Raw genomic sequence first — 26,943 nt, 5'->3', positions numbered from 1 at the left:
CGAGAGCGGAAGCAACGAGGTGCTCGACGCGGAGGAGCTGTCCCGGTGGTACTCGGGGCTCGCGCTCGAGGAGCGTCTGGCCATCAGCCGCGAGCTCGCACCGCGCGTCCGGGCTGTCCGTCCCGCGAGGGAGCCCAGCACGCTGCCAGCCGTCGCGGTCGGGCGGCTGGTCTTCGAGCAGGACGGACCCCAGGGCCCCATTCCCCTGCATCACATCAAGGTGGAGCTGTGGGACCGGGACTTCGGCACGCCGGATGACTTCCTGGGAGAGGGCTTCACGGACTCGGATGGGTGCTTCTCCATCCGCTATGACCCGGCCGACGCGGGCGTGAATGACCTGCCCGACCTGGAGGTGCGCTTCTTCGAGCCCCAGCACAGCTTCCGCCCGGATGGGCGGGTGGTGGAGGCATGGCGCCGCATCGGCTCTGAGAAGGGGCCGGATGACCATGGTGGGCTCCACCACGACTTCGGTACGCTGCGGCTGCCTTACTGGGAGTACGACCCCACGACGCCGCTGGCCCGGTTGCTCGTCACGGAGGAGGGGACTCCGCCCACGGCCTACGCGCCGGGGCGCGCGCTGGCGATGCTGAAGGCGGTGGCGCCCATCGAGCTCGTCAAGCGCCGCCACCTGCTCCAGGGGCGGCTGGGGCAGGCGCCGAGCCTGGACAGGATTCAGGCGGACTATCCGGAGGCGATGACGGTGCGGATGGAGCGCGAGTCGCCGGGCTCCACACGCACCGACGCCTTCTTCGGAGAGCGGCTGCTCAACGGCATGTTCTCCACCCTCATGGATGGAGACCCGGAGGCCCCCGGAGACCCAGAGGCGTTCCGGCTCTACTTCCCGTGGAACGCCTACGAGCAGGACGGCGTCCACTGCCTGCCGGACGTGGACGTGCGGCTGCGGCTGGTGGAGGGGCGGCTGTTGCCGGTGCGCATCATCCTGGGCATGCGCGAGCCGGGCGCGACGGCGCCGGGCTCTCCCGTGACGCGGCGGAGCTACACGCCCGCGGACGGCGAGGCCTGGGAGGCCGCCAAGCGGATGGCGCGGGTGAGCGCGACGCTGGAGACGGAGCTGGGCAACCACCTGGGGCAGTGCCACTTCAACGTGGAGCAGTACGCCATCGCCGCGCACCGCAATCTGCGCCGCAGTCCGCTGCGCTGGCTGCTCATGCCGCACCTGCGGGAGGTGGTCCTCATCAACCACTCCGCCAACGGCTTCCTTGTGGGCCCCACCGGCTACATCACCCGCGCCAGCGCGCTCACCGAGCGCAGCGTGGAGACGCGGCTGTTGCACCTGATGGGCAGCTACGACTGGAAGGGCTTCGCGCCCGCGCCGCCCATCTGCGAGTCACACCGCTACGCACGCGCGGCGGGCCTGTTCTGGAGGCTGGTCGGGGAGCACGTGGATGCCTTCTTCGCGGAGCACGGCGCGGCGTTGGAGGCGCAGTGGAGCGAGGTGCGGCGCTTCTCGGACGACCTGGTGGCGCACTCGGCGCCCGCATTCGTGTGCCGCTACCTGCGCGCGACGGTGCCGGGAAGGGCGGCGCCGTGGTTCGTGCGCTCCGAGCGCATGGACCTGGACGCGAAGGTCGCCGCGACCCACGCCAAGGCCGTCAGCGCGGTGACCTGGACGGACGCGCCCCAGCCGGGAGAGATGGAGGCGCTCAAGCAGTTGTGCCGGTACGTCATCTACTTCGCGACCTTCCGCCATGCCTGGGCCAACAACCTCCAGTGGGACGACGCGGGCGAGGTGCTCTATGCGTGCCTGGGCCTGCGCTGGGGCAAGGCCGGCGCGCTGTCGACGGAGGCGGACCATGACGTCGCGCCGCCTCCGGAGGAGGCCACGGAGATGCTGTGGATTTCGTGGATGCTCTCGAAGACGAGCTACGGCTTCCTGCTGGCGAACGAGGAGGCGGACGTGCATCCCCGCTTCGTGGAGTGCCTGCGCGCCCACGCCGCCGAGTTCTCCGCGTTGGGGATGGACATCCGCACCGTCAGCTCCCGCATCAATATCTGACACGGCGTGCATCGCGATTGAGGCGGGCCCGCCGCAGTCCGCGGACCCAGCCGCAGCGCCGTGCGGCCTCACCGTCGAGAGCGCCTCTCGCATGGCTTCTCGGAGGGGCTCATGCGTATGGGCGCCCTGGCCTCCTCGGCATCACCCGCCGCCCGCGCCGCTTCGCAGCAGCAGGGCGGCGCGCTTGATGGCGGCGCGGATGCGGACATAGGTTCCACAGCGGCAGACGTTGTCGCTCATCGCCGCGTCGATGTCCGCGTCAGTGGGCTGGGCGTTCTTCTTGAGCAGCGCCACGGCGGCCATGATCTGCCCCGGCTGGCAGAAGCCGCACTGGGCCACGTCCTCGTCCACCCACGCCTGTTGCACGGGATGCAGTCCCTGGGCGCCCAGCCCCTCGATGGTGACCACCTCGCGGCCAGACAGCCCACCCACCGGGTGGATGCAGGGGCGGAAGGCCTCGCCGTCCAGGTGGCTGGTGCACGCGCCGCACACGCCCACGCCGCAGCCGTACTTCGGGCCCGTCACGCCCAGCACGTCGCGCAGCACCCACAGCAGCGACAGGTCCTCGGGCGCCTCCACCGACACCGTCTGGCCATTGAGGATGAACTGATGGGCCGCCATGCTCAGACTCCCTCGTCGAGGATGGGAAAGCGGGTGGGCATCGAGCCTCGCGCCCGGGCAATGGCGTTGGTCAGGGCCGCCGCAGCGCTGGGATAGCCGAGCTCGCCCACGCCGCCCACCCGGTCATCCGAGCGGACCAGGTGCACCTGGATGTCGGACGGGACGTGCTTCATCCGCATCCAGCGATAGTCCGCGAAGCTGCCCTCGCGCACCGCGCCCGCGTCGATGTGGACTCCCGCGCTCAGCGTGGTGGACATCGCGTCCACCGCCGCGCCCTGGAGTTGGGCCTCGATACCCTTGGGGTTGATGGGCAGGCCGACATCCGCGGCGATGACGATGCGCAGTACCCGAGGCGTCCCTCCGGTGACGTCCACTTCGACGAGATGGGCGATGGCGCTGTCCCACTCCTCGAGGACGGCGACACCCTGGGCGACACCGGGTGGCAGGCTGCGGCCCCACTGTCCCTCCGTGGCGACCTTGTCCAGCACCGCCTTGAGGCGGTTCGAAGTGAGCCGCTCCCGTCGCAGCGCGACGGGGTCCACCTGGAGCTCGCGGGCCAGTTCGTCGACGAAGACCTCGTTGGACACGCCCACCTGGCTGGTGAACACCGAGCGGAAGGACGCGGTGGGAATCGGAATCGCCACGTCGCGCAGCTCCTGGCTCACCCAGCCGAAGCCGTATGGGAGCTTCTGGGAGAGCGCGAAGAAGACCGCGCTGGTGACCTTGGGCAGGACCTCGCCGGCCAGCGCGGTGAGGGCATCACCGAAGCCGTGGGGGAGCTCCACGGTGGGAATGGCGGCGCGGTGATGCCAGCCCAGGACGCGCCCGCCCGGGCCCAGATAGGCGAGGATGCGGTGGTGGCTGGCGGGGCGGAAGTGGCCGTGGCGCATGTCATCGTCCCGGCTCCACATCAACTTCACCGGTCTGCCGATTGCCCGTGAGACGAGCGCGGCCTCCACCGCGGCCTCTGTGAAGAACCTGCGGCCGAAGCCGCCACCGGCCCGGATGGTGTGCACCGTCACTCGCCACGGCGTGAGCTCCCAGCCGAGCGCCCGGGCCACCTCGCGCTGCGCGTATTTGGGGTCCTGCGCCCCCAGCCAGACCTCGGCTTGTCCAGCTTGCACGCGGGCCAGGCAGCTCTGCGTCTCCATGGTCGCGTGCGCCAGGTAGGGGAAGTCGAAGCGCCCCTCAATCGTCCGTGTGGTGAACAGCGGCGGCAGGGGCCTTGGGCCGATGCCGTCGCGCAGGCGGGTCCGGATGTCCGCGTCCGACAGCGCGCTGGCGGGGCCGGGCGTCCAGGTGATGCGCAGCGCCGCGCGCGCCGCGAGCGCCTGTCCGAAGGTCCGGGCCACCACCGCCACGCCGGTGCCCAGCGGAACCACCGCCACCACGCCGGGCATCGTCCGCGCCGAGGCATCGTCGACGAACTGGACGGTGCCGCGCAGCGTTGGGGGCCGGGCCACCACCGTCGGCAGTGCCTCGGGGATGTCCAGGTCCAGGGCATAGCGCGTGGCGCCCGTGACGATGTCCCTCGCGTCGATGCGTCCGGTGGGCTGGCCCACCAGCTTGAACCGGCTCACGGGCCTGGGCTGGCTGGAGACCGCGGGGAGCAGCACGCGAGCGGCGTCCTCCGCCAGCTCGCCATAGCCGGCCCGCCGCCCGTCGGGGGCGCTCACCACGCCGTGCGAGGTGGCGAGGGTGTGGGCCAGGACGCGCCAGCGCAGCGCCGCGGCAGTGACCAGCCGTGCCCGGGCCTCCGCCGCTGCGGCGCGCAGGGGGCCCGTGAGGAAGCGCATCGTCGACGACAGGCCGGTGAGCTGGATGGCCCAGCGGGCGTCCGCGCCGGCGCTGCGCACATCGACCTGGTCGAGCGCCGTGTCGAGTTCCTCGGCGACGAGCATGGCCACGGCCGTGGTGATGCCCTGGCCCATCTCCGTGCGAGGCAGGGTGGTGACGACGCGCCCATCGGTCTGGACGGCGAGGTAGAGGCTCAGCGCCGTTGTCGCCCCTTCCGGGGGCTCCGCCGCCTCGGCCTCGGGCACGTCGAGCCCCAGCCGGGCGGCAATCATCAACGTGGGAGAGGCCATGACCCACGTCAGGAATCGACGGCGGTCCAGCCCCTCGGAAACGGTCGCGTCTGGCTCGAGCGTGTCCGCCATGGGTCAAAGTCTCTCACACTCGCTGCGTGGGCCCAACAACGCGCAGCCGTGCGTTCACCCGCCCGACACGCGTGCCGTTCATGTGTGGACTGTGCAGCCTCGTCCCCATGCATTGGTACCGCGGCAAGTCGTCGTCGTCGGGGTCCGGTCATCGATAGCCAGGGGGCAGGCAGCGCTCCAAAGGACAGAGCGCTCAATGCCGCGACATCGCTCTTCGTGAACTCCCCCGTCGTGCTCGACGGGAAGCAGGTGTTCATGATGGTGCCGCCCACTGTGGCAGTGGTCTGCGTGCCCGGGATGGGGATGGCCCCCGCGCCAGCGGTGCCCTCGTTGGTGGTCGCGCCGCCGCAGCTGATGGCGTGGTCGTAGTCGTCAGAGTGACGCAGGCCCACGGCGTGGCCCAACTCGTGGGTCACGACGTGCTCGACCAGGGCCACGCCGTAGGTGGTGGTGTCGGTGCCGATGTGGATGATGCCGTAGGGACGGCCGCCGGAGGGGAAGCCCGCCGAGCCGCCAGCGCCGGACGTGGTGGGCGCGGAGATGGTCGCGCTGCAGCCGGTGCCGCCGCGCTGCATGGTGAACGAGCGTCCCAGCGCGTTGAAGTTGGCGGCCGCCCGGTCAAGGGCAGACATCTGCGTGGCGTTGGCGGCGTACGCGGAGTTCGGGACGATGCCTGCGCTCCGAGTCAAGCCACGGACGGCTTCGAACGCCCGGTTCTTGCTGTCGTGGTCGTTCGGGCGCATGCTGGCAAGGCGGAAACGCGAGCGCCATGATGCGAGGGAAAGCCGATGGCGACATCACTCTACGACCTCAGCGTGCCCACCTTCCTGCAGACCGTGAGGGCCGTCGCAGGCTTTCTCGACCGTGCGGCCAGGCACTGCGCGGAGACGGGTGTTGATCCCGACGACTTCGTGCACGCGCGCCTTTTCGACGACATGGCGCCCTTCCACTTTCAGGTCGAAGCCACATGGCACCATTCCGTGTGGGGGGTGGAAGCCCTTAAGACCGGTGTGTTCGCCCCTCCGGCCTTGGTCGGACCGGTCCCTTTCGCCGACCTGCAGGCGATGATCGGCAAAGCGGAAGTGGCGCTGGAGGCGTTCACGCCCGACGAGGTCGACCAATGCGCGGGCAAGAGCCTGGACCTTCAGATCGGGCCGCGGAGGCTCGCCTTCACGTCGGAGACGTTCATTCTCTCGTTTTCCCTGCCGAACTTCCATTTCCACGCCGTCACTGCCTACGACATCCTCCGCTCGCGCGGGGTACCGCTCGGCAAGCGTGATTACGAAGGCCGGCTGCGCACCAGAACAGCCTAAGCTGGAAGTTCATTGTGAAGGCAGGCGGCTGGGGTAGGCGTGTACCCAAAGTGGCTGCGCGTCGCGTGACGGCGGCGCGCAGCAATGTCTTGCGAGGCCCTGTTGTTCTGGAGGTGAGTCATACGGCCCAGCAGTTGCCGGAGCGTCTCATTCCCGCGCGTGGGATTGGTGCGCCACTTGGTCATGCAGTTGGAGTTCGGAAGCAGCCTCAGGCTCGGGACGGAGATGGAGGAGGTTGGGGCTTGGCTGCAGCCCCACTTCCGCGGGCGCGAAGCACATCGTATGCGACGCACCGAGAGCGCGCTGGTGGACCGGGAGAGGGCCAGGCTCGCTCCGCGTCCCGCTAGCGGCGGGGCCCAGGCGGCTCGCGCGCCTCCGCGTTCAACCCGTCACGTCGCTCTCCTCCGGCTCGGGAGAAGAGAGGACGGGAAGCGCGCAGCGCGGGCGCCGCGACGCGCGAGCCATCCCATGAGCGCGAGGGCGAACGGAGCCGAGGTGCTCCCCGAGGTGGCCCCACAGCCACACCCCGAAGCTGGCGGCGCCTTGGGGGCGCCTCCAGGCGAATCATCGGGAGGCGGGACACGGGCCACCACGGTGAAGGCGCGCTCGGGCGCCATGTCGCTGGAGCCTCCCTGGTTATCCACCGCCCGGACCCGCCAGGAGTAGCGGCCCACCGCGAGCCGCTCATTCTCTCCCATGAGCTCCCGTGACGTGGTCCCGGCAAGTGCGAAGGTCCAGACGACGCGCCCCTCCTGGAGGAACTCCAGCACGTAGTCCAGCGGGTCTCCGTCGACGTCCACGGACGCTTCCCACTGGAACGTGGCGAGGCCCCCTTCCACCACCGCTCCGTCGGCGGGAGCGAGGAGCCGGGGAACGGAAGGCACGTCGTTGATGGACGCCACCTGGATGGTCACCGTGGCGGGCTCGGACCAGGTCTCGCCGTTGTAGACGCGGAAGGTGAAGTGGTCCTCGCCATGGAAGTTCGCCGTGGGAGTGTAGTGGCGATACTCGCTCGCGCCCCCCAGGGTGCCGTGTTCCGGCAGAGACTCGATGCTGAACATGAGCGTGCGGCCCACGGGGTCATGACCCTCGAGCACGAAGTCGACGCGTGTCTCCTCCCGAGTGTCCACCGCTCGCGGCGTGGCCGAGGGCGGCAAGGCGGACTTCGGAGTCACGGTGAGGGAGCGTTCCACGGAGGGGGCGCTGGCGGCCCCCCACGCGTCGCGCGCGCTCACTCGCCAGTGCCAGTCACCTGGGGCCAGTCCTCCCTCGACGACGAGCTCACGCGCCGCTGGCTCCATGACATGGCGATGGATGACGACACCTGCCTGGAGCAACTCCACGATGTAGTCCACGGCGTCCGCCTCGACATCCGTGGAAGGCGACCACTGGAGCGCAGCCCGAGCTCCCTCCACGAGGACCACCCCGTTCGCGGGAGCCAGCAGCCCCGGGACGGTCGGCGCGTCGTTGATGGACATGACCTGGATGGACACCGTCGCCGGTGTGGATGACTGGGCGCCGTCGGAGACCGTGAAGACAAGACTGTCGGTGCCGTGGAAGTTCTCGCGAGGCACGTATGTCAACGCCGCCCCGTGCCCTGTCAGGACGCCATTCGTTGGAGGCGTCGTCACCGTGAAGGTGAGGGGCTGTCCTTCTGGGTCCTGCCCCTGGAGGTGAAGGGGCAGCGCGGTGTCCTCGTTCGTGGAGGCGGTCTGGCCGCTCGCGGTCGGCGGCAGGTTCCTGCGTGGCAGGGAGATGAGGACACGCTCCGAGGACGGCGCGCTCGAGGCGTTCCCGGCATCCACGGCCCGCACTCTCCAGGAGTACCGCCCCTCGGGAAGCGCCTCCGCCAGGGGCAGCGTGTACGTGGTCGACGAAGCGACGTGCGTCCGCGACACCACGCCATCCCGGAGGAACTCCAGGTGATAGCTCACGGCGTCCCCTTCGATGTCCGTGGAGGCGCTCCAGCGGAAGGTGGAGAGCCCGCCCTCGGACTCGAAGCCATCCGACGGCGCCAGCGGCTCCGGCACCGACGGCGCATCATTGACGGGCGTCACCTGGAACGAGACGGTCGCGGGCGCGGAGAGCAGCTCTCCATCCGAGACCTGGTAGGTGAAGCTGTCGGAGCCATGGAAGTGAGGCGTAGGCGTGTAGCGGTAGTCCGCGCCCGTGCCCGTGAGCGTGCCGCGCGATGGCGCAGGCCCCAGGATATAGGAGAGCCCCAGCCCTTCGGGGTCCGTTCCTTGGAGGGTGAAGGGGAGTGAGGCGTCCTCGGGGAGCAGGAGGCCCTGGTCCATGGCGGCGGGCGGCTCGTTGTCGTTGAAGGAGATGAATCGCCCCCGGACTCGCTGGCTCATGAAGGACGGCGAGTCGTCATAGCGCGTGTAGACGACGAACGCGGACCGGCGCAGCGGGGATGAGACGATGGCGGGCATCGACTCAACCGACGCGGAGACGGAGATGGCGATCCCTGCTGGCTCGCGCACAAGCCCCGCCCCCGTCACCCGGGCCCCATAGATGTCACCCTTGGAGCGGTAGGTGGGCGTGTCCGGGGACTCGTTCCGGAAGTCCCGCCAGACGACGAGGTACTCCGTCCCCAGGGAGGCCACGCGCGCGGAAGTGAGCCCCCTGGGGGACTGGGCAACGAGGATACCGAAGGGGTCCAGGCTCGTTCCCTCGTGCGTCACGCGCGCCGCACGGACGGCGTTACCGGCGCGCCAGACCACGAGGGCGTCCTTCCCATTCGAGGCCAGTCGCAGGTCGCTCGGCTCAGCGGGGATGGCGGCGAGTCGCCGGCCTGGAGGGTCCACCACCACGCCTGCGCTCGTCACGCGTACTCCATGGACATCCCATTCGCCGGGAGTGAGGGTCCGCTTGTTCAGCCAGGCGACGAAGTAGTGCTCCCCGTTGAAGGTGACCGCCGGCCACGCGTGCTCCCGGGCTCTGGCCAGCACCAGGAATGGACTGTCGAGCACGACGCCCTCGCGCGTCACCCGAACCCCGAGAACGGCGCTGCTGCCGAGGTCGTAACTCTCCCAGACGACGAGGTAGTCCGTCCCATTCGAGGCCACGGCCGCGCTCCCTGCCACGTACCACGCCCCGGAGGGGAAGCTCAGCGGGGTGGGGCTCAACACCTGTCCGGCCCCGGCCACCAGCGCGCCCTTGATAACGGAACGGGTCGAAACGTTTGGGTCGCGGGTGTTCCACAAGACGAGATAGTCCAAGCCATTGGAGGCAATGGAGGGCGTTCGCTGATCGAAGTCGGCGGCGGCAATCGCGATGCCCTGGGGATCCAGCAGCTCGCCAGCGAGGGATACTCGCGCGCCGATGATGTCCGACGCTCCACCGCGGAAGTCATTCCACACGACGAGATAGGTCGTGCCATTGGTCGCGACCGCTGGCGCGCTTTGAGTGTTGCTCGCCGCGGTGACGAGCAGCGGCGAGGGCGCATCCACCACCGTCCCCGCTCCTGTCACCCGGGTCCCCTGAATCGTGGAGGAGAGGAAGTCCGTGGTCACATTCCACGTCTCCCAGACGGCGAAGAAGTCCGTACCATTCGACGCTACGTCAGGAGTGTCGTGCCTCAAGAGAGAGGTATTCGCGCTCAGCACCCGCTGGGGTCCGAGCATCCCCTCGGGGGGGACGATGACGCCGTGGATGCCATCCGCTTGTTCCCAGACGACGAGGTAGTTCACGTCATTGCCCGCCACGCGCAGCTCGGCGTCAAAGCTGGTGGGGAGCTGCGAGGAGATGCGCAGGCCCGCCGTGTCCAGCACGTCGCCCGCAGAGGAGAGGCGCGCGCAGTAGCTGCCTCTCGCGTCGCCTTCCTGACGGTCCACCCATGCGACGAGGAACCCTGAGCCATTGGATGCCACCGCCGGGCTTGCCGGAAGTCCCTGGGGATTGCCGGCGATGACGCGGCGGGACTCCGGCACCACCTCTCCCTGCGGTGAGACACGGACTCCGAGAAGCGCTTGCTCTCCCGTGGTGCGTAGCTCGAGCCAGGCGACGAGGTACTCCACGCCATTGGATGCCACCGAGGGCGTGAGGTGGTCACGCTCCGGGTCCGACAGATTCAAGGTCACGGGGGCGAGCCGCTGGCCCGCGCTCGTCACGCGCGTCGCCACGATGCTCCGCTCCGCGGCGCCGTAACGCCACCGCTCCCAGACGACGAGGTAGTCCGGGCCCACCGAGGCAACGCTCGGCCTGCGTTCGGCATGGTTGTCGGGCGATAGGAGGATGCTCGGTGTGTCCTCCACGTGTCCGCCGCTCGTCACTCGGGCAGCCCGGATGTCTTCCCTCAGCTCGTTTTCTACGTACTCGGTGGACGTCCAGACGACCAGGTAGTCGGCGCCGTTCGACGCCACCGTCGCCGATAGCCGGTCGCCACGTTCCGAGGAGATGCTGATGCCAGCGGGGTCCAGCACCACGCCTGTGCTCGAGACCCGCGCGCCGAAGAGATTGGGTGCAGTGCCGTCGCGCAAGTCGAACCAGACGACGAGGTAGTCGGTGCCATTGGAGCCCACCGCGACGTCGTGCATCCAGTTTCCCCAGGTGGGCCCCTGGATGGGCAGGTCCACTCCCTGCTCGGGAGTGATGACCACCGAGAGGGTGATTGGGAAGGCGGAGGACTTCAGGAGCACCTCCGGCACGGTGACTCCGATGGTGTCATTCGCATACCCGGAAGGAAGCTCCGTGCGCCGGCCCTCGCCATCCACCCAGGCGGCATGGCCATAGCGGAACCCGAGCGCCGACCGAGCCGTCGCGAAGTGGAGCCCATCGGCCGTGCTCCCGGCGAAGGAGAGCCCGCTGACCGGTATGTCCAACCGGAGGTCTCCGTCTCCCGGCGGCGCGCGGTCGAGCCGCCATGACTGGGTGACGCCATCCTCGGCGTTGCTCAGATGCTCCGAGAGCCCCTCACGCTCCAGCAGGAGGCGCCCCTCCGCGTCCACGCTTCCTTGCGTCTTCCCCGTCGTCAGTCGAACGCCTCCCCGCTGAAGCCGCGCCTGCCCCAGCCGCAGTGGCTCGCCTTTCGGCGCGCCCTCCCGGGCCAGGACAGGCGTCAGGGCCAGTCCCTCTCCTGATGCCCGGACGTCATATGTCGAGTGGCCACCGCTCCACTCCTCCCCCGAGGGACGATAGGCGAAGTGGACCTGCCTCATGACGGCGGCGACGTCGAAGGGCGCGGTGACGGTCGTGCTCGTGGACGTGGCGAGGGGTTCGGCAGGAGGAGGCTGCGAGCGGCAGCCCAGCCAGGTCAGGAGGACCAAAGACAAGCAGAGGCACGGATATCTCGAAGGGGCGGGACGCGGGGGAGAGGTGGTCATGGGCGTGTGGGCGGCGGGGATGTCGTTCGACCTGTCCCCCATTTGCACGACATGGGCCATGGCGGGGCAGGGCGAGGATATCGTTCCCTGACCGCCGGATTGTGCAAGGGTTTGCACAGCACCGCGACAGGTCCTGCACGATGGCGAGAGCGTATCCCCTTCGGCCTGGCCGAGCGGTGAACCGGGTGTCCAGAGCGCTGGAGGAGAAGGTGGAGGGCCTGCGCACCCAGCCCTTCCCCTACCTGTACCTGGATGCCACCTTCCTGGACGCCCGGTGCAGAACGTCCCGGCCCTGGTGGCCTACGGCGTGGGCGAGGATGGGCCCCGGCACCGGTTGGCGGTGACTCTGGGGGCAGCGAGTCATTGGATTCCTGGATGGAGTTACTTCGCCAACTGCTTGAGCGAGGGTTGAGGAGCGTGCGACTCGTCGTCGACTCAACGCATCTCCTTGTGCCTCAATCCCAAGGCGTGCTTCAGCCTTGCTCCTCCAGTCGCTCGACAAGGCGCGCGAAATCCGTGAGATGGCGGGTGGCGGTGAAGTGGGCACGGACGTGTTCATGGGCGCGGCGACCCAGGAGGGCTGCTAGCTCGGGAGCCTCCAGGAGCGCGCGTACGGCGCCCGCAAATTCCGTCCGATCCTCGGGGTTGCGGATGAGCAGGCCGTTCTTCATGTGGACCACCTGATCCTGCAGTCCCCCCACCGCGCTGGCCACGACGGGGCGTGCTTTCCACATGGCTTCGGTAATGGTGAGCCCGAACCCCTCCTGGAGGCTTTTTTGAGTCACCACCGCAGCGTGGCGCTGGAGTGCGTTGACGATGGCGGCGTTCTCCTCATGGTCCGCCATCGGGAGGCACGCCAGATGGATGCGCTGGCGCACGAAGTGGGATTGTCGTCGCCACAATGCGAGGACGTCCTCAAGCGTGGTTGCTGCATCTGGGTCGTCCGCCACGGACGTGACTGCTGGACCGGCGAGCACCAGCTCCGCGCGCAGGTGGGGCGAATGCCGCAGGAGCAGCGCGAACCCACTCAGCACGCCCGCTGCATCCTTCAACGGGTCCCACCGAGACACCTGTACAATCAGGGGCGTGTCGGGAGCGGGGCCGGTACCCAACCGGATGATATCTGCGCACCGCGACACACGCCCTGTGACGCCGTCCGCACGAGTGAAGACGGGGGCGGGCATGTCCGGGCCCCCGCGGAGCAAGCCGGTGGTTGCGAGGATGGCCCGCGCGACTTCGGGCGCCATGGGTTGGTTCTTGACCGCGAAGATGTCGATGGATGGCTGGATGATGAGCGCCCGGTCCGCGTACTGAGGCGGCACATAGGCGGCTCGGCTGAAGATGATGAACCGAGCGGCGGACAGGTCCGGACGCAGGAACTCCCACGCCCGTGCCACCTCTGCGTTGGGCGTGTCACACCCTACGTGGCAGCGCCAGACGACGCTGGCTCCCGCCGCGGCCAACGCGGGGCCAAGCCCGCCCGTCTGTGGGTCATGCAGGAGAACCACGTCGCGTGGCTTCACCAGGGCGAGAAACTCCTCCACATTGTCTTGAATCACCTCGTCGTACGTTGCGCGCTCGACGGCCCCGAGTGATGACCCGTCCCCGCTCGAACCATGCAGGGCATGAAGAAGGCGCTTGGTGATGTGGAAGAACGCCGGAGTACCCGTCAGTACCAGCCAGCGTGCATCCACGCCCGCTCCGCGAGCGTAGGCGACCATCCGAGGCAGCATCTCCGCCACGCCGCCGCCCTTCGAGGTGGAGCTGATGTTCCAGAACGTGCGGCCCGCCATGAGGGCCCGAGCCCGGTCGGCGTGGGCCTGGAAGTCGCGCCAGCCGTTGGGGTCCAACTCGGACTTGAGGTGCGTCAGGGGCTCGGCCTGGATGTGGATTTCGACGGGCTTGAGCATCAAGCCTCCGGCGGGCGCTGCGCTTTCGTTGGCAGGGTATTCACGGGTGGATGGCGACCTTGATGACCCCGTCACGACGCTGGCTGAAGGGCGCGTAGGCGTCGCGGCTGTCCTTCAGTGCGAAACGGTGTGTCAGCAGCGGTGTGACGTTCACGCGGCCGGCCTGGACTCTGGCCATCCGTCGCCGCATGCGCTCCTTGCCACCGGGGCAGGGCGTGGTGACGATGCGGTGGTCGCCGAGCCTCGCGGCGAGGGCTTCATAAGGCAGCTGGAGTTTTCCGGAGCAGGCACCCAGGCTCGAGAGGGTGCCGCCCCGGCGCAGCGAGCGAAGGGCGTACTTGAAGGTCTGCTGGTTCCCGAGTGTCTCGATGGCGACGTCCGCGCCACCTCCGGTCAGCCGCTTCACTTCGGCCACCCCCATCAGCTGGGCACCCAGGGATGCGCACAGCCCGATGGCCCCTGGGCCAAGACCACCACCGCGTCGCTTGGAAGAACGGTTGCTCGCATGGTCGCCCCAATGAGATGCAGCTCGGGTTCTCATCTCAGCAAACCTCGGGCTCCTCCTTCCGGCGTGCAATCACGCCCAAGGGGGGACGCCTGTCGAGAATGAGGGGAGGCCGCGGCGGCATGCACTTCGCCTGGAGGCCAGGACGCCTTCAGCGCGCATCGCCGCTTGCCCGCCCCGGCAGCGTGTCGCGGAGGGGGCCGCGTGAGTATCCCATGGGGGAACGTTGCATGGAGGGGCGTTGGGATGGATTCCGCGGAGGACCAGACTGGGGGGCGAAAATACCTGGGCTCGCCCGCCGGCATGGCACGAAATCCGGGCTGCGCGGACCGGTGTTGGAGCGGCTCGTGACGCAGACCGAGCCCCTGCTCAAGGGGCGCATTGCCTCCGTACGCGGTACGGTCCTGGAGATTGACGTGGAAGGGGCGGTCCCTTCGATTGGCGCCGCGCTCGAATGTGCCGCGGGCCAGGGGCGCGTCGTGGCTGTGGTGCAAGCTCACGTTGGGACCCGTCGCCTCCGCGCAATCGCGCTTGACGAAACGCGCGGGCTTCGGTGTGGCGCCCACGTTCACGGCGATGGCCGTCCCCTGCAAGTTCCTGTTGGCCGCGGGCTGCTCGGGCGCGTTGTGGACCTGCGAGGGACGCCACTCGACGGCGGAGGGGCCATTGTCGCGGATGACCACCGCCCGCTTCGCCGCCCGCCCCCGCCCCCGTGGGCACGGCGCCCGTGGATGAAGGTCTATGAGACCGGCATCAAGGTCATCGATTTGTTCTGCCCCTTCGTTCAAGGAGGGCGCGCAGCAGTGTTCGGTGGCGCGGGTGTGGGCAAGACCATCGTCTTGACGGAGTTCATCCACAATGCTGTCGCCGGGTTCAAGGGCGTCGCGGTCTTCGCGGGTATTGGTGAGCGCTCACGAGAGGGCCTTGAGCTTTGGGGAGAGATGCGGCGGCGTGGGGTTCTCGACCGTACGGCCCTCGTCTTTGGGCAGATGAATGAGACGCCCGGCGCCCGGTTCATGGTTGGCGAGGCGGCGCTCTCCATCGCCGAGTACTTCCGCGACGACCTGGGCCAGGACGTGATGTTCGTGGTCGATAACATCTATCGCCATGTGCAGGCTGGAATGGAGGTCAGCGGTCTGCTCGGGCGCCTTCCCTCTCGCGTGGGTTATCAGCCGACGCTTGCCGCGGACCTGGCTGCTATCGAGGAGCGAATCACCGCGACCCACCGGGGTGGCATGCTCTCCGTGCAGGCGGTGTATGTCCCGGCGGACGACTACGGCGACCCCGCGGTGACGCATGCGTTCTGGCATATCGACAGCGCGCTCGTCCTGTCGCGCGCGGTCGCGGCCGAGGGCTACTACCCGGCGGTCGATCCACTCTCTTCGGTTTCCAAAGCCCTTGATGCCACCTTCGTGGGGCAGCGCCACTGTGACGTCGCGGAGGATGCACGGAGGCTGCTTGCCCGCCACGAAGAACTGCGAGACGTCATTTCGATGCTCGGCGTCGACGAGCTGTCGCCCGAGGACCGGACACTCGTTGGCCGGGCGAAGCGGCTCCGCAACTTCCTGACACAGCCCTTCTTCGTCACCGAGAGTTTCACAGCGCTGCAGGGGCGGTGGGTTTCCATGGCCGACACCCTTGAGGGCGTGGCCGCCATCCTGGAGGGGCGTTGCGATGCCTTGCCCGAGGACAGTCTCTTCATGATGGGCGCTCTCTCGGAGGTGCTGCATGGGTGAGGGCCTTCGCTTCGTCATCCGCACACCGCGGGAGGTGGTGGTGGACGCGCGTGTCCGCTCGGTGCGCCTTCCGACAGAGAGCGGACACGTCGGGCTGCGGCCCCGGGAGGAAGCCTTTGCCTCGGTGGTCGAGCCCGGACTGTGTTTGTTGAGGATGGATGAAGGCGTGCGTTTCGCTGCGACCGCCGGAGGTCTCCTCGATGCGGCTGGCGAGACCGGCATTCTCTACACGCCGTTCGCGGTGGCGGGAGAGCGGGGCGAGGACGTGCTCGCGTCGCTTTCTCAGGCCTTGGCGACACCGGACAGCGAACTCTCCATGCGCCGTCGCCTCGGCGAGCTCGAGCAGCGCATCGCGCGCGAATTGCGGCAGTGGCCGGTGGCGTCGCGCCCGAAGGCTCGCCATGGCTGAGCGCTTGGAGTCTGCCCGTCGAGAGGAAGCCCGGAAGCAGGCGCGGAAGGACCTCTCTCGGTACCAGCGGCGCACACCGGGTGGTGATTTCTGGCGAGCGTTGGCGCTGATTGGAAGCGTAGGGTGGCCCATCGTCATCCTCTCCACGGGCGGCGCTCTCCTGGGCCGGCAACTCGATGCCTGGCTTGGGACGGGGGTGAAGCTGACGCTGCTGTTGCTGCTCGTGGGGACGGTGGTGGGGTGTCTCATGGCCTTTCGCGCGGTGCGCGGGAGCGGGACATGAACGGCTGGGGGTTCGCGTTGTTGGGGGGCGTGGCAGGCGTGGTGCAGGCGCACCTGCTCGCGAGCGCGGCGCGGGGGAGGGCGCGCTCCCCGTCGCTCCTGTTGCGCCTGGGGCTCGTGGGGGCGGTGCTCCTCATCTCGGCCCTGGCAGGGCATCTCGTGGCGGGAGCCGTAGGGTGGCTCACTGGTTTTGCCGCCGCCAGTGCACTCGTTCAACGGAGGTTCCGATGAGCGCCGAGGTCTTCACCGAGCACGTGCTCGTCTGGCTGGGGCCGGTGCCGTTGACGCGCACGATGGCGACCAGCGTGGCGACCAGCCTCTTCCTCTGGGGGGCCCTCGCGCCGGTCGGGAGGGCTGTTGCGCGCACGCCGGAGGGGCGCCTGGCCGCGGCTGGACGGCTCATGTATCGGTTTCTCCGGAACCTGGTGACGGAGACCGTCGGCCACCCCTCGCGCGGGCTCGAGATCTTCTCTGGAAGCCTGTTCCTGTTCATCGCTGGGGCAGCCCTGCTGGGCCAGTTGCCTGGCTTCGCTCCGCCCACTACCAACCTCGCCGCGACAAGCGCGCTCGCCGTGTTGGTATTCCTGGCGGTGCCATTCGCTGGAATTCGGGCGCGCGGTCTATCTGGCTACTTCAAGCGCTACTTCCAGCCGAGCCCGTTGTTCTTCCCGCTCCATCTCGTCAGTGAGCTGTCGCGGACGCTCGCGCTCGCGCTGCGGCTGTTCGGCAACATGATGAGCGGCCATCTCATCGTCGCGCTCATCGTCGCGCTCGTCGGCCTGCTCGTGCCTGTTCCTCTCATGGCGCTGGACCTGCTCATTGGCCTGCTTCAGGCCTACATCTTCACGATTCTCGCGAGCGTCTACATCGGCGCGGCGATTCGCGTCGGAGAGGAGGAGGGAGCATGAGTGAGCACACCATCCTGGCGCTGGTGTCCATCATCACCGCGGGCCTGACGATGGCGCTCGGCGCCATCGGCGCGGCGTTCGGGGAGAGCCGCATTGGCGCCGCTGGCATGGACGCCCTGGCCCGGCAGCCGGATGAGGCAGGCGCCATCACACGCAACCAATTCGTGGCCCTGGCGATGGTGGAGTCAACCGCCATTTTCTGTTTGGTCATCGCCTTGGTCCTGCTCTTCGCGAACCCCTTGTTGCCCGCGAGGTGAGACGCCTTGTCGCCCGCCCTCACCAACTTCCTGTTCGAGGCGGCGAACTTCCTGGTGTTGGCCGCGGTGCTGGGGTGGCTCCTCTTCAAGCCAGTTCGCCGGGCGCTCGACGCAGAGCAGGCCCGCCACGCCCAGGAGACCGAGGCGGCGCGGCACCTGAGGGAAGAGGCCGAGGTGTTGGCTCGCGAGGCGCGAGCCGAGCGTGAGGCCGCGGGACGTGAGCGCGAGGCCCGCCGCCGCGAGATGCTCGCGTCGGCGCGGAATGAGGCCCTTCAGGCGGCCGAGGCGTCGAAGCGCGCCCAGGTGGCGGAGCGGCAACGGATGGAGAAGGAGCTCCAGGACTGGCGAGACGCCAGCGCCTCGGAGCTGGTGGACACGGTCGGTCGCATCGCCGCCGAGTCCGTTCGCCGCCTCCTGTCCGCGTTTGATGGCCCCGCGCTCGACCTCGCGCTCGTCCGCGCCGCCTGCGCCGAGCTCGACTCGGTGCCCGTCGAAGCGCGCGGGGCCGCGTTGGTGGAGAGCGCGCGGCCCCTGGATGCCAGGTCTCGAACGCTCCTGGAGGAGGCGCTCGGAGGCGGCGTGCACGAGCGAGTCGTCGGTGAGCTCGGAGCGGGGGTTCGCGTGACGACGCCGGCAGGGCAGGTCGATGCCACGGCGGTCGCCGTGGCACGCCAGGCTGCACGCTCTGTGAATCGAGTACGGGACGCACACGGCGTCAGCTTGGAGGGGGGGTGATGCCTGACGAGGACGTGGTTCGGCGCATCCGTGGCGTCGTCGACCTGGAGCTACGGAGGGCGGCCAGGCTCCGCGGGGCGGTTGTCGAAGTCGGCGATGATGTGGCCCGGGTGGTGGGGCTTCCCGCTTGCGGCGCCGATGAACTCGTCGTCTTTGACTCGGGGGCGCTGGGCATGGCCCACGAGCTCTCGCCCACGCATACGGGGGTGGTGCTCTTGCAAGGGGCGGAGCAGGTGCGCTCAGGAGATGGCGTTGACGCAGTGGGGCTCCTGCCCTCGCTGCCGGTGGGGCGCGAGCTCCTTGGGCGGGTGTTGGACCCGCTCGGCCGCCCGCGGGATGACCGTCCCCCTCCGGCAGGGAAGCGGCAGCCCGTCTTCAGGCCCGCGCCGGCGCTGTCGGAGCGGGCGCCCGTGGACAGGCCATTGCTCACGGGCGTGATGGTCATCGACGCGGCGATTCCCATTGGGCGGGGGCAGCGGCAGCTCATCGTGGGGGACCATAACGTGGGCAAGACGGCCCTTGCGTTGGACATCATCGCGGCGCAGGTTCCGGAAAAGGTTCCGTGTGTCTATGTCGCCATTGGTCAGCCAAGTTCACGGGTCCAGGGCGTCCGCGAGCAACTCGAGCTGTGTGGAGCCCTGGCTGGCACGGTTGTGATTGCGTCGGATGCGGGCGACCCGCCAGGGCTCCAGTATCTCGCGCCCTATGCGGGTGCCACGGTCGCGGAGCACTTCCGAGATGCGGGGCAGGGGGCGCTGGTCGTCTTCGACGACTTGACGAAACACGCCGATGCCTACCGGGAGCTGGCGCTCTTGTTGGGGCGTCCGCCGGGCAGGGAAGCCTTCCCTGGAGATATCTTCTACATCCATGCCCAACTGCTTGAGCGGGCGACGGCGCTGTCGGATGCCTCGGGGGGAGGCTCGCTCACCGCCTTTCCGATTGTCGAGACGACAGAGAGCGACATCACCGCGTACATCCCGACGAACCTCATCTCGATAACGGATGGTCAGCTCTATCTGGACTCGGCCCTCTTCGCGAGGAACCAGCTTCCCGCCGTGGACGTCGGGAGGAGTGTGTCGCGGGTCGGAGGGGCGGCACAGCCCGCCTCGCTTCGGGCCGCGGCCCGGAACCTGCGCATCGTCATGTCGCGGTTCGAGGCGCTCGAGGCGCTGACGCGTGTCGGTCTCGATGTGGACCCTTCGACGCGGGAGGCCTTGGTGCGGGGACATCTCCTGCGGGAGTTGCTCCGCCAGCCGCGTTTCACCGTGAGGACGTTGGCTGAACAGGTTTTTGCGCTCACGGCCGTGTCGGAGGGTTGGCTGGACGCGTTGCCCCCCGAGGCCGCGGCTGAAACCGTGTGGGCCATGGGGCGCCGGGCCCTCGCACAGAGTCCCAACCTCTTTGGAGAGTGGGGGCAGGCGCGTGGACCGCCAGGGGATTGGAAGCAGCAGCTCAAGTTGCTCTTGGAGCGCGTGCTGGAGACGGGTCGATGAGGAGTGACATTGAGGGGCGGCGGAGGCTCCACTCTCTTGATGCGCTAGGCGAGGCCGTGGGCGCGATGAAAAGCCTCTCCGCCCATCATTTGCGCGCAGCGCGGATGTCGGTCGAGGCGGCTCGAACCTACCGGAGTGGAGTCGAACGCATGCTCCAGTGGTCGGGAGCGGTTTTCGCGCGTGGAGTGGAGGGGGCAGGGTTGCTCGTTATCGGAGCCGAGTTGGGCTTTTGTGGAAGCTACAACTCTCAGGTCGTCTCGGAGGGGGCGGCGCGCCGCGCCTTGCTCGGGGGTGGGCCCACTCTCTGTGTTGGACATCGTGCTGCGGCTTTGTTGCGGCGCAGAGGGGTCGCTGTGCTTCGCGACTATGGAATGCCGACCAGCGTGGCTGGTATTCCGGGCTTGTTGCTGCAATTGGCTGAGGAAATCCTTGGGAGTTATGCCGAAAATCGGCTTTTGAGTTTTGATGTTGTTTCAAGCCGCTTTGCCGGCGTGGGGAGTGTGAGCCCGGAGAGTGTGCGTCTGCTACCTCTTGAAGTAGCGCGCGCCGATGCGTGGCCAGGGACCCGCTATGTTCAGTCCGGGGTGTTCTCCTTTGCGGCGATTCGAGAGTTTCTCTACATCGCGCTTTATGATGTGTTGCTTGATGCGATCGCGTCGGAGCATGGAGCGCGCCTCATCGCGACTCAGTCTGCGGAGAAATGGCTGGAAGAGCGGACCTGCAGACTTCGGCGGCAACTCGCGGCGGCTCGTCGAGAAGCCAGCACGCAGGAAGTCTTGGAAGTTGCTGTGGGAGTAAGGGCCCGCCATGAAGCCATGGCGCATGAGCAGAGGTGGGCCTCTCCAAGGTTCGGTCTCTGACTCGCAGGGCGGTTGACGTGGGGGCAGCACACGCGTCGGCGGCCAGATTGGCTCGCTCTCGACCTCAAGGAGCGCGGAGGCTTCGACGCGTTCTTCGCCTCGGCGAAAAGAGGGGGCCTTGCGTTGGGAAGACCTACGACGCCAGCCAAGCTGGACGAGCGATTGTTGCACCAGCGGGGAGTGGAGCTGATTGCCCCGCACCGTCGAGGGCGCAAGGCGAAGGCTCAGGATGTACGTGAGCTGCGGCGATATCGCCGCGGCTGGAGGGGGGAGCGGCTTTTCGCCCGGCTCTAGAGCGCCCGTCGTCTCGTCACCCGCTACGAGGTGAAGGTGGAGAACGTCCTCGGTTGCCTCCACATCGGCTGCATCCTCATCCTCTTGAGGCAACTCCGAGGTCACCTCTAGTCCCCGCCGTCGTCATCTCCTCCGGGGTCATCGTTGCCCAAGACGACCTCGTGCACCAGCTCCTCCCCTTCGTGGACGCAGACGTCTTCGTCCGTCTCGTCGTACTCGTCACCCTCGACCTCCAGCGTGTAGCAGCCCGCAGGCAAAGGACCGATGCGCACCTCGCCGCTCGATGCGTCCACCTCCAGGTCATCGAACACGGTTTCGTCCACCTCCACCGTGGCGCGTGGCGGCATGTTGCCCTGGCTGTCTCGCACGCGCACGGTGATGAAGCCTCCCAGGGGCGCGTCGATAGTGCCCACGTCGATGATGCGAGCTCCCTGTGCCAGCACCTTCGTGCGGGCAGCCCGAGTTCGCGATGCCACCAGGAACAACTCCACGGAGGTGGCGGGGACGTCCCTCAATTCGAAGCGCCCGTCCGGGGACACGCTCGCGCGAAGGTCGGGCCTACCGAACACGCTCACCACCGCCACGTCGGACTCAACGCCGAGGATTCGCCCGCGCACGGTGCCCGCCTGCAACGGCCCGTTGTTGAAGCCGCCACAGGCTCCCGCGCCGACCAGCGCCGCCAATGCCAGGAACGACGGATGTCTCGACGCACGCATCAGAAGCGGTACCCTCCACTCAGCAACAGGCCACCGAAGCCCACCGCGCGGGTGCGGCCGTCCACCGGGACATAGGCCCAGAGCAACTGCCCCTTCGCCTCCAGCACCAGCCGGGCTCCGACGCGCCATGACACTCCCCCCATCCAGCCAGGCCACACCGTGAGGTAGCGCTCGTCCTGGCTCAACAGGTCCAACTGGAAGGAGCGCTCCAGCCACAAAGCGGCCACACGTGGTCCCGTGGACACCCCCAGCCGGCCCCACTCCCACGAAGGCCCCACCGTCACACCCAGCATCACCGCGCGGTGGCGCACCGGCACCGTGCCCCCCATGTCGAGCCTGAGTGACTGACGCCCCGCTCCCACCGCCAGATCCACCCCGACATCCAGCCGCTGCTCCAGCAGCACACCGCGCAGCCGCAGGCCCGCTCCCGCCATCACCGTGGGAGGCAGCACCTCGCGGCGGCTGCGCCCATCGAGGAATCCCAGCGCGCCCACCTCCAGGGAGGCGGTGCGGCGGTGGCCCTCCGCCAGCTCGCGCAGCAGCGAGTCGAGCGCGCGCCGCTCACCAAGATGGAGCGCCACGGTGTCCTCCCACAGCAGCTCGCCGCCCTTGTGCAGCCCCAGCTTGCGCCTACCCTCGGGGAGCGCCACGCCGCCGGGGAGTTCGCCCGCGTCCACGCCATCCACCTTGAGGGTGAAGCCCTCCAGTCGCGGGCTGTAGGAGAAGACCTCCGGCTGTCCAGGCCGCTTCAGCGTGCCGGAGAGCAGCACCGGGTCCGCGCCCACTTCCATCATCCGCGCGCTCGGGCGCTGGCGGCCCTGGGTATAGGTCCACGTGTGGCGGCGCGCCCAGTCGTGCGCCTCGGTGGCGCTCACCGCGCCATCCCGGTTGCGGTCTCCACTGCCGTCGAGCGCCTGGATGAAGAAGTGCGTGTAGATGTCGTTGGCGAGCGCGTCGTCCTCGCGCGCCGCCTCGCCCCAATCACTGGCGGACAGGACGAGCGAGGCGCGACTGTCCTCCTCGAGCGGACGCGGAACGAACGCGGCCTTGGTGCGCTCCAGTTCGTCGAGCACCGCCGGGGGCAGCAACGACTTGCCCGTCCCGCTGTGACACGTGGCCAGCACCAGCACCCGCCTGCGCGAGGCCAGCCGCTCCAACTCCCGCTCCAGTGCCGCCATCTCCAAGCCCGTGCCCTGCACGTCCCGGAAGCGGGTGTCACGCATCACCAGGTAGCGCTGGAGGTCTCCCCGCGCGTCGCGCGCGAGCGTGCCGTGGCCCGAGACATAGACAACCACCACATCCTTCGGCCGCCAGGGACGCGCCGCCAGGGCCCGCAGCGCCTCCAGCACCGCCGCGCGCGTGGTCTGTTCGGGGCGGCTCAGCACCGTCACCGAGTGGAAGCCCCCGCGACTCGGGTCCGCCAACGCGCGCCCCAGGTCCTCCGCGTCCTTCCCCGGGTAACGCAGGTCGTTCCAGGACTCGTCATCGTAGTGGTTGACGCCGATGAGAAGCGCGTGTCGCTCCCCCTCGTGCGCCGACGCGAGCTCCGCCAGGTCCAGGCGGACTCGCACCGCCCGCCCCTTCTCCCCCGTGCTGACGGAAGCACAGGCGGAGAGCGACAGGAGGGCGAGCCACAGGACGACGTGGAGGCCAGGACGGTTCACGCGCACACGCTCAGGGGACAACATACCCCGGCTCCACACGCAACCGGAGCCGGGCCTGGGTCGCTTCCTCGGGCACCTGCCGCTGGGCCAGCGCCGCGCTCCGCGCGGCCTCGGAGGAAGGGCCACGTGGCCACGCGGCCAGCACCAGCGCCCTGGGCCCCTGCTCACCTTCCAAGGAGACGCCCGCCAGCTCGCCCTCTTCGCTGAGGTCGTGCGTGCCCACCTGCAGGGTATATCCGCCCAGCATCTGCGCGGGCCCGTCTGGAGACTCCAACGCGAGCAGCGCGTCGGCGACCTCGCTGGAGCGGTAGCGCACGAGCACCACCGCGCCCGAGGGGAGCACGGCGTCCTCCGTCACCGCGCGCAGGCTCCCATCCGGCAGTTGCGCGACCGCTGTCAGCTCCAGCGACATCACCGCGCCTCCCTTCAGTCGCTGCGACGGTCCAGCGCGCGAACCCGTCAGCAGCTCCGGGTGAACCGCGAGGGTGACCACGGCCGCGACGGCCACGGCCACGGCACCGGAGAACCACACGCGGCGGGGGGCGAACAAGCGACGGCGCAGCCGTGCCCAGCCCAGCGCGTCCTCGCGCGCGGGCGTGAGCGCCCCGAGTGCCTCATCCGCCAGCGCGTCCAAGCCGAACGCGGGCTCCGCGTCCGCCCCCTCGAGGAACGCCTCGCACACCTCGCAGGGCCTCGACAGGTGGTCGGCGAAGTACGCCACCTCGTCGGGTGACTTGTCTTGCAGGGCCCGCAGGTTGCGCGCATCCAGGTGTCTGCCCGCGTCGCTCATGGCTCATCCCACTCCCGCGGCCAACAGCCGCGCCAGCAACTCACGCTTCACCCGCGCGCGAAAGCGCTCCAGGCGCATCGTCACCGCGCTCTTGCCCAACCCCAGGCGCTCGGCGATCTCCCGCGCGCTCAGTTCCCCCTCCAGATAGAAGAGACGCACCGTCTCCTTCTCTGGCCCTTCCGGCAGCGCCTCGATGAGCTCGCGCACCACCGCCACGCGCCGCTCCAGCTCCAGGAACGGAGGCTGCGCGGGCGTCGTCGTCTCCAGCTCCAGCGCCAAGTCCTCCACCGCGCGACCTCGGACCTGCGCGCCCCGACTGAGCGCCTGCGCATGGTGCCGCGCAATCGTCACCAGCCAGCTCCCAAAGGCGCGCGGGTGCTGGAGCCGTGGCAGCTCCCGGAAGGCGCGAACGAAGGTCTCCTGGACCACGTCCTCCACTTCCGCGGGCCCCAGCGCGGAGTAACCCAGCGCGGCGCGACGCACGGACCCATGGAATCGCTGGTACAGCTCCCGGTGGGCATCCTGCGCGCCCCGGGTCGCCCGCTGGATGCAGGTGGAGAGTTCCTCCTCCGTCACGAGATGTCCCCCTCGCCCAGACCACGAGACGCCCCTCGCCCTCCGTGGAGGTCCCACATGTACACGACGTGGTTGCCTGCTCCACATGCGTGCGCCATGGCCCACACGCGGGATGCTCCGGTCCACCGGACGCACTCCACTCTCCATGCACGCACACAAGACATGTCTCCCAGTCAGTACCCCGCCTTCAAGGAAGGAGTCACGAGCTGACTGTCGGCCACTCCTCGCCCCACTCGCACGAGCACGACGCGTCGCGATGTGGCCGATAAGAGCCTCGGTGCTCCTTCCTTTTCAGACCGGGGATTTTCGGGCGGCTCCAGGCCGGAGGCGTCGCGCGCCAGCTCCCCTCGACACCAGGAGATGAAAGGTATGCGATTCATCGGCTTGTTCACGTCCCTCATGTTGTTCTCGGCGTGCGGCAGTGAGGAGACCGTCAAGGTCGGATTGAGCGCCCGCGTGGGCGCATCGAGCGGGGCCCAAGCCGTTCGCGGCAAGGTCGCCCAGCAGCTCGAGGCGTCCACCGGCATCACCATCGACCGTGTCCGCCTCTCGGTTCGCGAGCTGGAACTGGAGCACGAGGGCGACGACAGCGATGACGGGCAGCAGGGTGGACCGGATGAAGACCGTCCGGACTCGCGCGACGACGACTCCGAGCAGGAGATTGGCCCGTTCCTCATCGACCTGTCGGAGGAGGACCTCAACGGCAGGGTCATCCGCGTGGGCAACCTCCATGTGGAGCCCGGCATCTTCGATGAAATCGAGTTCGACATCGGCAAGGTGTCCACCACCGAGGCCGGTGAAGACGCGGCGCTCAAGGAGCTCGCACAGCTCGGCGCGTCCGTGATCATCGACGGCTCCATCGATGGCGAGCCCTTCAGCTTCGTCTCCAGCATCCGCGTGGAGCAGGAGCGCGAGGCCCACTTCGAGGTGAAGCAGGGCGAGGAGCCGAACATCACCATCAACATCGACCCCACTGGCTGGTTCGTCGATGCCGAGGGGCAGCGGTTGGACCCTCGCAATGAGTCTGCGCGCTCCACGATTGAGGACAATCTTCGCCGCTCCATCGACGCCTTCGACGACGACGACATGGATAGCAACGAGGACGACGACAGCGACGACAATCAAGATGATTGAGTCCGACTGAATGGAAGCGGCCCGCCCCTCGATTGCGTGAGGGGCGGGCCGTGTCCTTGTGGCGCTCAGCCGCGAATGTTGCAGGTCTGAGCCTGCCCCGACTCCGTAGACACCTGAGATGTGGTGGGGTGCACTCAATCCCTGAGGGCGTGGGCTCCGGGGCCGGGGGCGCCGACAACAGCCACAGTGTCGCGGAGACGCTCGGATGCAACTTCGGAGGCGCGGCAGTGGGGGACGAAGGCGGGGCCGCGGCCAGTCCCACACTGGAGTTCGGCACCACGGCGAGCACCGTGATGACGCCCGAAGACAGCCGCTTGGCACGCCGCCCACCCGTTCTCTGGAGTCGCCGCGGGGCATCGTCGGCATTTCACGCAGCCCCAGCAAATCGCTCAGCTGTCACGAGGGCGCCGGGGTGCGTGAAGTGCCTGGGATTGGGAGCTTGGGCGTCACGGTGGGCTCGCAGTGGGCGGCGTCCCCATGCCATCGCCGCTTGCTTCAGCGGACGCGTCCGTTGTCATCAGCGATGCCTGCGCTCTTCAGCGTGGAGAGCAGCGAGGAGTTCTTCTCGGCGAGGACGACGGGGACGTCCTGGTTCCCGAATCGGACGGTGCCCCGTCCAGCCGCGCCCGCGGTCTGCTGTGCGCCCTCCAGCCCCATCAGCGTGTTGAAGCTGGCCTGGGACGTCACCACCATTCCCTTGAGGTTTCCCTGGAGGGAGACCTTCTCCCAATGCAGCTGCTCATTGTTCTCCTTGACGGACGTGTCTTTCACGGTTTCGTTGAAGGCGCCGTTACGGCCCGACTCGGTCTGCTTGCCCCACAGCTGCTTCGTCCGCTTGAGCGGATCCCCTTGAGGGAGGCCGACCTGGTCCTTCTTTGCCGCACCGGGCACCAGGCCTCCGTTGTCCGTGGAGGACGCCCGCCACCCATGGTTGGGGGTCTGCAACACATTGGGGCTGAGGATCAGCTGCACCTTGCTGTCATTGCTCCCCACGCCATAGCCCTTGGAAGGCCAGTCGGCCTGCTGTGTCCCCACGGCGCGCGTGTAGACGGCGAGCGCGCCACCGCCGTTCTTGTCCGCCGGCCGCGAATAGCGGCCCGCCTTTCCCTCCCGGCTGTAGGCGGAGTTGAGTTGGCCTTGCTGGAGAGCACTCTTCACGTGCTCCGGGGCCATGCCATGGGTCAGGCATGAGGCATTGTCCAGGTCGAGGGCGGGCGGGGGGCGGCCGGCGATAGGA

21 protein-coding genes and 2 pseudogenes are annotated in these 26,943 nt (G+C 68.6%); 12 read left to right on the top strand and 11 right to left on the bottom strand.

All coding sequences use genetic code 11. The features are described 5' to 3' along the window. The first annotated feature begins 19 nt into the window (after positions 1–19). On the top strand, positions 20–2,017 hold the full coding sequence (locus tag HNV26_RS18525; protein WP_366816900.1) for a lipoxygenase family protein: 1,998 nt from the start codon (positions 20–22) through the stop codon (positions 2,015–2,017). A gap of 141 nt (positions 2,018–2,158) precedes the next feature. Here the strand turns inward: HNV26_RS18525 and HNV26_RS18520 are convergent, their stop codons facing one another. The 3 genes and pseudogenes from HNV26_RS18520 to HNV26_RS38475 all read right to left on the bottom strand — a co-directional run. After that, positions 2,159–2,638, bottom strand: a complete 480-nt coding sequence (locus HNV26_RS18520) for a (2Fe-2S)-binding protein (protein WP_171439739.1) — start codon at positions 2,636–2,638, stop codon at positions 2,159–2,161. A gap of 2 nt (positions 2,639–2,640) precedes the next feature. Further along, positions 2,641–4,797, bottom strand: a complete 2,157-nt coding sequence (locus tag HNV26_RS18515; protein WP_171439738.1) for a xanthine dehydrogenase family protein molybdopterin-binding subunit — start codon at positions 4,795–4,797, stop codon at positions 2,641–2,643. 185 nt (positions 4,798–4,982) lie between these two features. Then, positions 4,983–5,468, bottom strand: a pseudogene (locus tag HNV26_RS38475) (M57 family metalloprotease); the annotation flags it as partial. Positions 5,469–5,585: 117 nt separating this feature from the next. Between HNV26_RS38475 and HNV26_RS18505 the strand changes: the two are divergent. Then, positions 5,586–6,110 carry a DUF1993 domain-containing protein gene (locus HNV26_RS18505; protein WP_171439736.1) on the top strand — a complete coding sequence of 175 codons (525 nt, stop codon included), beginning with the start codon at positions 5,586–5,588 and terminating at the stop codon, positions 6,108–6,110. A gap of 389 nt (positions 6,111–6,499) precedes the next feature. Here HNV26_RS18505 and HNV26_RS18500 read toward each other — a convergent pair whose 3' ends face one another. Continuing rightward, positions 6,500–11,386, bottom strand: coding sequence for a cadherin-like domain-containing protein (locus HNV26_RS18500; RefSeq protein WP_216612480.1), 4,887 nt, complete (start codon positions 11,384–11,386; stop codon positions 6,500–6,502). Between the two features lie 227 nt (positions 11,387–11,613). Between HNV26_RS18500 and HNV26_RS38470 the strand changes: the two are divergent. Then, positions 11,614–11,881, top strand: a pseudogene (locus HNV26_RS38470) (transposase); the annotation flags it as partial. A 29-nt stretch (positions 11,882–11,910) separates the two neighbouring features. On the opposite strand, the gene HNV26_RS18490 reads toward HNV26_RS38470, so the two are convergent. Together HNV26_RS18490 and HNV26_RS18485 are read right to left on the bottom strand one after the other, a co-directional pair. After that, positions 11,911–13,347: a glycosyltransferase gene (locus HNV26_RS18490; protein WP_171439733.1), complete on the bottom strand. Its 1,437-nt coding sequence runs from the start codon at positions 13,345–13,347 to the stop codon at positions 11,911–11,913. Positions 13,348–13,387: 40 nt separating this feature from the next. Next, positions 13,388–13,768: a zinc-binding dehydrogenase gene (locus HNV26_RS18485; RefSeq protein ID WP_253816754.1), complete on the bottom strand. Its 381-nt coding sequence runs from the start codon at positions 13,766–13,768 to the stop codon at positions 13,388–13,390. Positions 13,769–13,785: 17 nt separating this feature from the next. Here HNV26_RS18485 and atpD point away from each other — a divergent pair, with 17 nt between their 5' ends. The 8 genes from atpD (at position 13,786) to HNV26_RS18445 (ending at position 20,532) form a co-directional block, all read left to right on the top strand. Next, the gene (atpD, locus tag HNV26_RS18480; protein WP_366816899.1) at positions 13,786–15,588 is read left to right on the top strand and encodes a F0F1 ATP synthase subunit beta; all 1,803 of its coding nucleotides are present in this window, start codon (positions 13,786–13,788) and stop codon (positions 15,586–15,588) included. Further along, the gene (locus HNV26_RS18475) at positions 15,581–15,997 is read left to right on the top strand and encodes an ATP synthase subunit epsilon domain-containing protein (RefSeq protein ID WP_171439730.1); all 417 of its coding nucleotides are present in this window, start codon (positions 15,581–15,583) and stop codon (positions 15,995–15,997) included. Before atpD ends, HNV26_RS18475 begins: the two co-directional genes overlap by 8 nt. Further along, positions 15,990–16,280, top strand: coding sequence for an AtpZ/AtpI family protein (locus HNV26_RS18470; RefSeq protein WP_171439729.1), 291 nt, complete (start codon positions 15,990–15,992; stop codon positions 16,278–16,280). Before HNV26_RS18475 ends, HNV26_RS18470 begins: the two co-directional genes overlap by 8 nt. A gap of 226 nt (positions 16,281–16,506) precedes the next feature. Continuing rightward, positions 16,507–17,187 (top strand): F0F1 ATP synthase subunit A, encoded by a 681-nt coding sequence (atpB, locus tag HNV26_RS18465; protein ID WP_171439728.1) that lies wholly within the window; start codon positions 16,507–16,509, stop codon positions 17,185–17,187. Continuing rightward, the gene (gene atpE / locus HNV26_RS18460; protein ID WP_171439727.1) at positions 17,184–17,444 is read left to right on the top strand and encodes an ATP synthase F0 subunit C; all 261 of its coding nucleotides are present in this window, start codon (positions 17,184–17,186) and stop codon (positions 17,442–17,444) included. The genes atpB and atpE overlap by 4 nt, the downstream gene beginning before the upstream one ends. 6 nt (positions 17,445–17,450) lie before the next feature. Beyond that, positions 17,451–18,179 carry a hypothetical protein gene (locus HNV26_RS18455; protein WP_171439726.1) on the top strand — a complete coding sequence of 243 codons (729 nt, stop codon included), beginning with the start codon at positions 17,451–17,453 and terminating at the stop codon, positions 18,177–18,179. After that, positions 18,179–19,672, top strand: a complete 1,494-nt coding sequence (locus HNV26_RS18450; RefSeq protein WP_171439725.1) for a F0F1 ATP synthase subunit alpha — start codon at positions 18,179–18,181, stop codon at positions 19,670–19,672. Before HNV26_RS18455 ends, HNV26_RS18450 begins: the two co-directional genes overlap by 1 nt. Continuing rightward, on the top strand, positions 19,669–20,532 hold the full coding sequence (locus HNV26_RS18445; protein WP_171439724.1) for a F0F1 ATP synthase subunit gamma: 864 nt from the start codon (positions 19,669–19,671) through the stop codon (positions 20,530–20,532). The genes HNV26_RS18450 and HNV26_RS18445 overlap by 4 nt, the downstream gene beginning before the upstream one ends. Before the next feature lie 401 nt (positions 20,533–20,933). Here the strand turns inward: HNV26_RS18445 and HNV26_RS18440 are convergent, their stop codons facing one another. From HNV26_RS18440 to HNV26_RS18425, 4 genes are read right to left on the bottom strand one after another with little or no spacing between them, the layout of a single operon-like run. Next, positions 20,934–21,542, bottom strand: a complete 609-nt coding sequence (locus tag HNV26_RS18440; RefSeq protein ID WP_171439723.1) for a carboxypeptidase-like regulatory domain-containing protein — start codon at positions 21,540–21,542, stop codon at positions 20,934–20,936. After that, a complete protein-coding gene (locus HNV26_RS18435; RefSeq protein ID WP_366816898.1) occupies positions 21,542–23,206 on the bottom strand; it encodes a caspase family protein in 1,665 nt (554 codons plus the stop codon). Before HNV26_RS18435 ends, HNV26_RS18440 begins: the two co-directional genes overlap by 1 nt. Before the next feature lie 10 nt (positions 23,207–23,216). Further along, on the bottom strand, positions 23,217–23,996 hold the full coding sequence (locus HNV26_RS18430; protein WP_171439721.1) for a hypothetical protein: 780 nt from the start codon (positions 23,994–23,996) through the stop codon (positions 23,217–23,219). Positions 23,997–23,999: 3 nt separating this feature from the next. Then, on the bottom strand, positions 24,000–24,572 hold the full coding sequence (locus HNV26_RS18425; RefSeq protein WP_171439720.1) for an RNA polymerase sigma factor: 573 nt from the start codon (positions 24,570–24,572) through the stop codon (positions 24,000–24,002). A gap of 369 nt (positions 24,573–24,941) precedes the next feature. On the opposite strand from HNV26_RS18425, the gene HNV26_RS18420 reads away from it, so the two are divergent. After that, positions 24,942–25,706: a hypothetical protein gene (locus HNV26_RS18420; protein ID WP_171439719.1), complete on the top strand. Its 765-nt coding sequence runs from the start codon at positions 24,942–24,944 to the stop codon at positions 25,704–25,706. 495 nt (positions 25,707–26,201) lie between these two features. Here HNV26_RS18420 and HNV26_RS18415 read toward each other — a convergent pair. Further along, on the bottom strand, positions 26,202–26,943 hold a 742-nt coding region (locus tag HNV26_RS18415), incomplete at its 5' end, for a hypothetical protein (RefSeq protein ID WP_216612478.1).

The organism is Myxococcus xanthus (genome assembly GCF_013116825.1).
Taxonomy (GTDB): domain Bacteria; phylum Myxococcota; class Myxococcia; order Myxococcales; family Myxococcaceae; genus Myxococcus; species Myxococcus xanthus_B.
The sequence above is the reverse complement of the archived record's forward strand: the minus strand, read 5'-3'. Positions and strand labels throughout refer to the sequence as shown.

Bases quoted from the DNA above. Each gene is read 5' to 3' on its own strand.
- HNV26_RS18520 (WP_171439739.1), bottom strand. From the start codon at position 2,638: ATGGCGGCCCATCAGTTCATCCTCAATGGCCAGACGGTGTCGGTGGAG.
- HNV26_RS18515 (WP_171439738.1), bottom strand. From the start codon at position 4,797: ATGGCGGACACGCTCGAGCCAGACGCGACCGTTTCCGAGGGGCTGGAC.
- HNV26_RS18505 (WP_171439736.1), top strand. From the start codon at position 5,586: ATGGCGACATCACTCTACGACCTCAGCGTGCCCACCTTCCTGCAGACC.
- HNV26_RS18490 (WP_171439733.1), bottom strand. From the start codon at position 13,347: ATGCTCAAGCCCGTCGAAATCCACATCCAGGCCGAGCCCCTGACGCAC.
- HNV26_RS18485 (WP_253816754.1), bottom strand. From the start codon at position 13,768: ATGGGGGTGGCCGAAGTGAAGCGGCTGACCGGAGGTGGCGCGGACGTC.
- atpD (WP_366816899.1), top strand. From the start codon at position 13,786: ATGCGCACAGCCCGATGGCCCCTGGGCCAAGACCACCACCGCGTCGCT.
- HNV26_RS18475 (WP_171439730.1), top strand. From the start codon at position 15,581: ATGGGTGAGGGCCTTCGCTTCGTCATCCGCACACCGCGGGAGGTGGTG.
- HNV26_RS18470 (WP_171439729.1), top strand. From the start codon at position 15,990: ATGGCTGAGCGCTTGGAGTCTGCCCGTCGAGAGGAAGCCCGGAAGCAG.
- atpB (WP_171439728.1), top strand. From the start codon at position 16,507: ATGAGCGCCGAGGTCTTCACCGAGCACGTGCTCGTCTGGCTGGGGCCG.
- atpE (WP_171439727.1), top strand. From the start codon at position 17,184: ATGAGTGAGCACACCATCCTGGCGCTGGTGTCCATCATCACCGCGGGC.
- HNV26_RS18450 (WP_171439725.1), top strand. From the start codon at position 18,179: ATGCCTGACGAGGACGTGGTTCGGCGCATCCGTGGCGTCGTCGACCTG.
- HNV26_RS18445 (WP_171439724.1), top strand. From the start codon at position 19,669: ATGAGGAGTGACATTGAGGGGCGGCGGAGGCTCCACTCTCTTGATGCG.
- HNV26_RS18440 (WP_171439723.1), bottom strand. From the start codon at position 21,542: ATGCGTGCGTCGAGACATCCGTCGTTCCTGGCATTGGCGGCGCTGGTC.
- HNV26_RS18430 (WP_171439721.1), bottom strand. From the start codon at position 23,996: ATGAGCGACGCGGGCAGACACCTGGATGCGCGCAACCTGCGGGCCCTG.
- HNV26_RS18420 (WP_171439719.1), top strand. From the start codon at position 24,942: ATGCGATTCATCGGCTTGTTCACGTCCCTCATGTTGTTCTCGGCGTGC.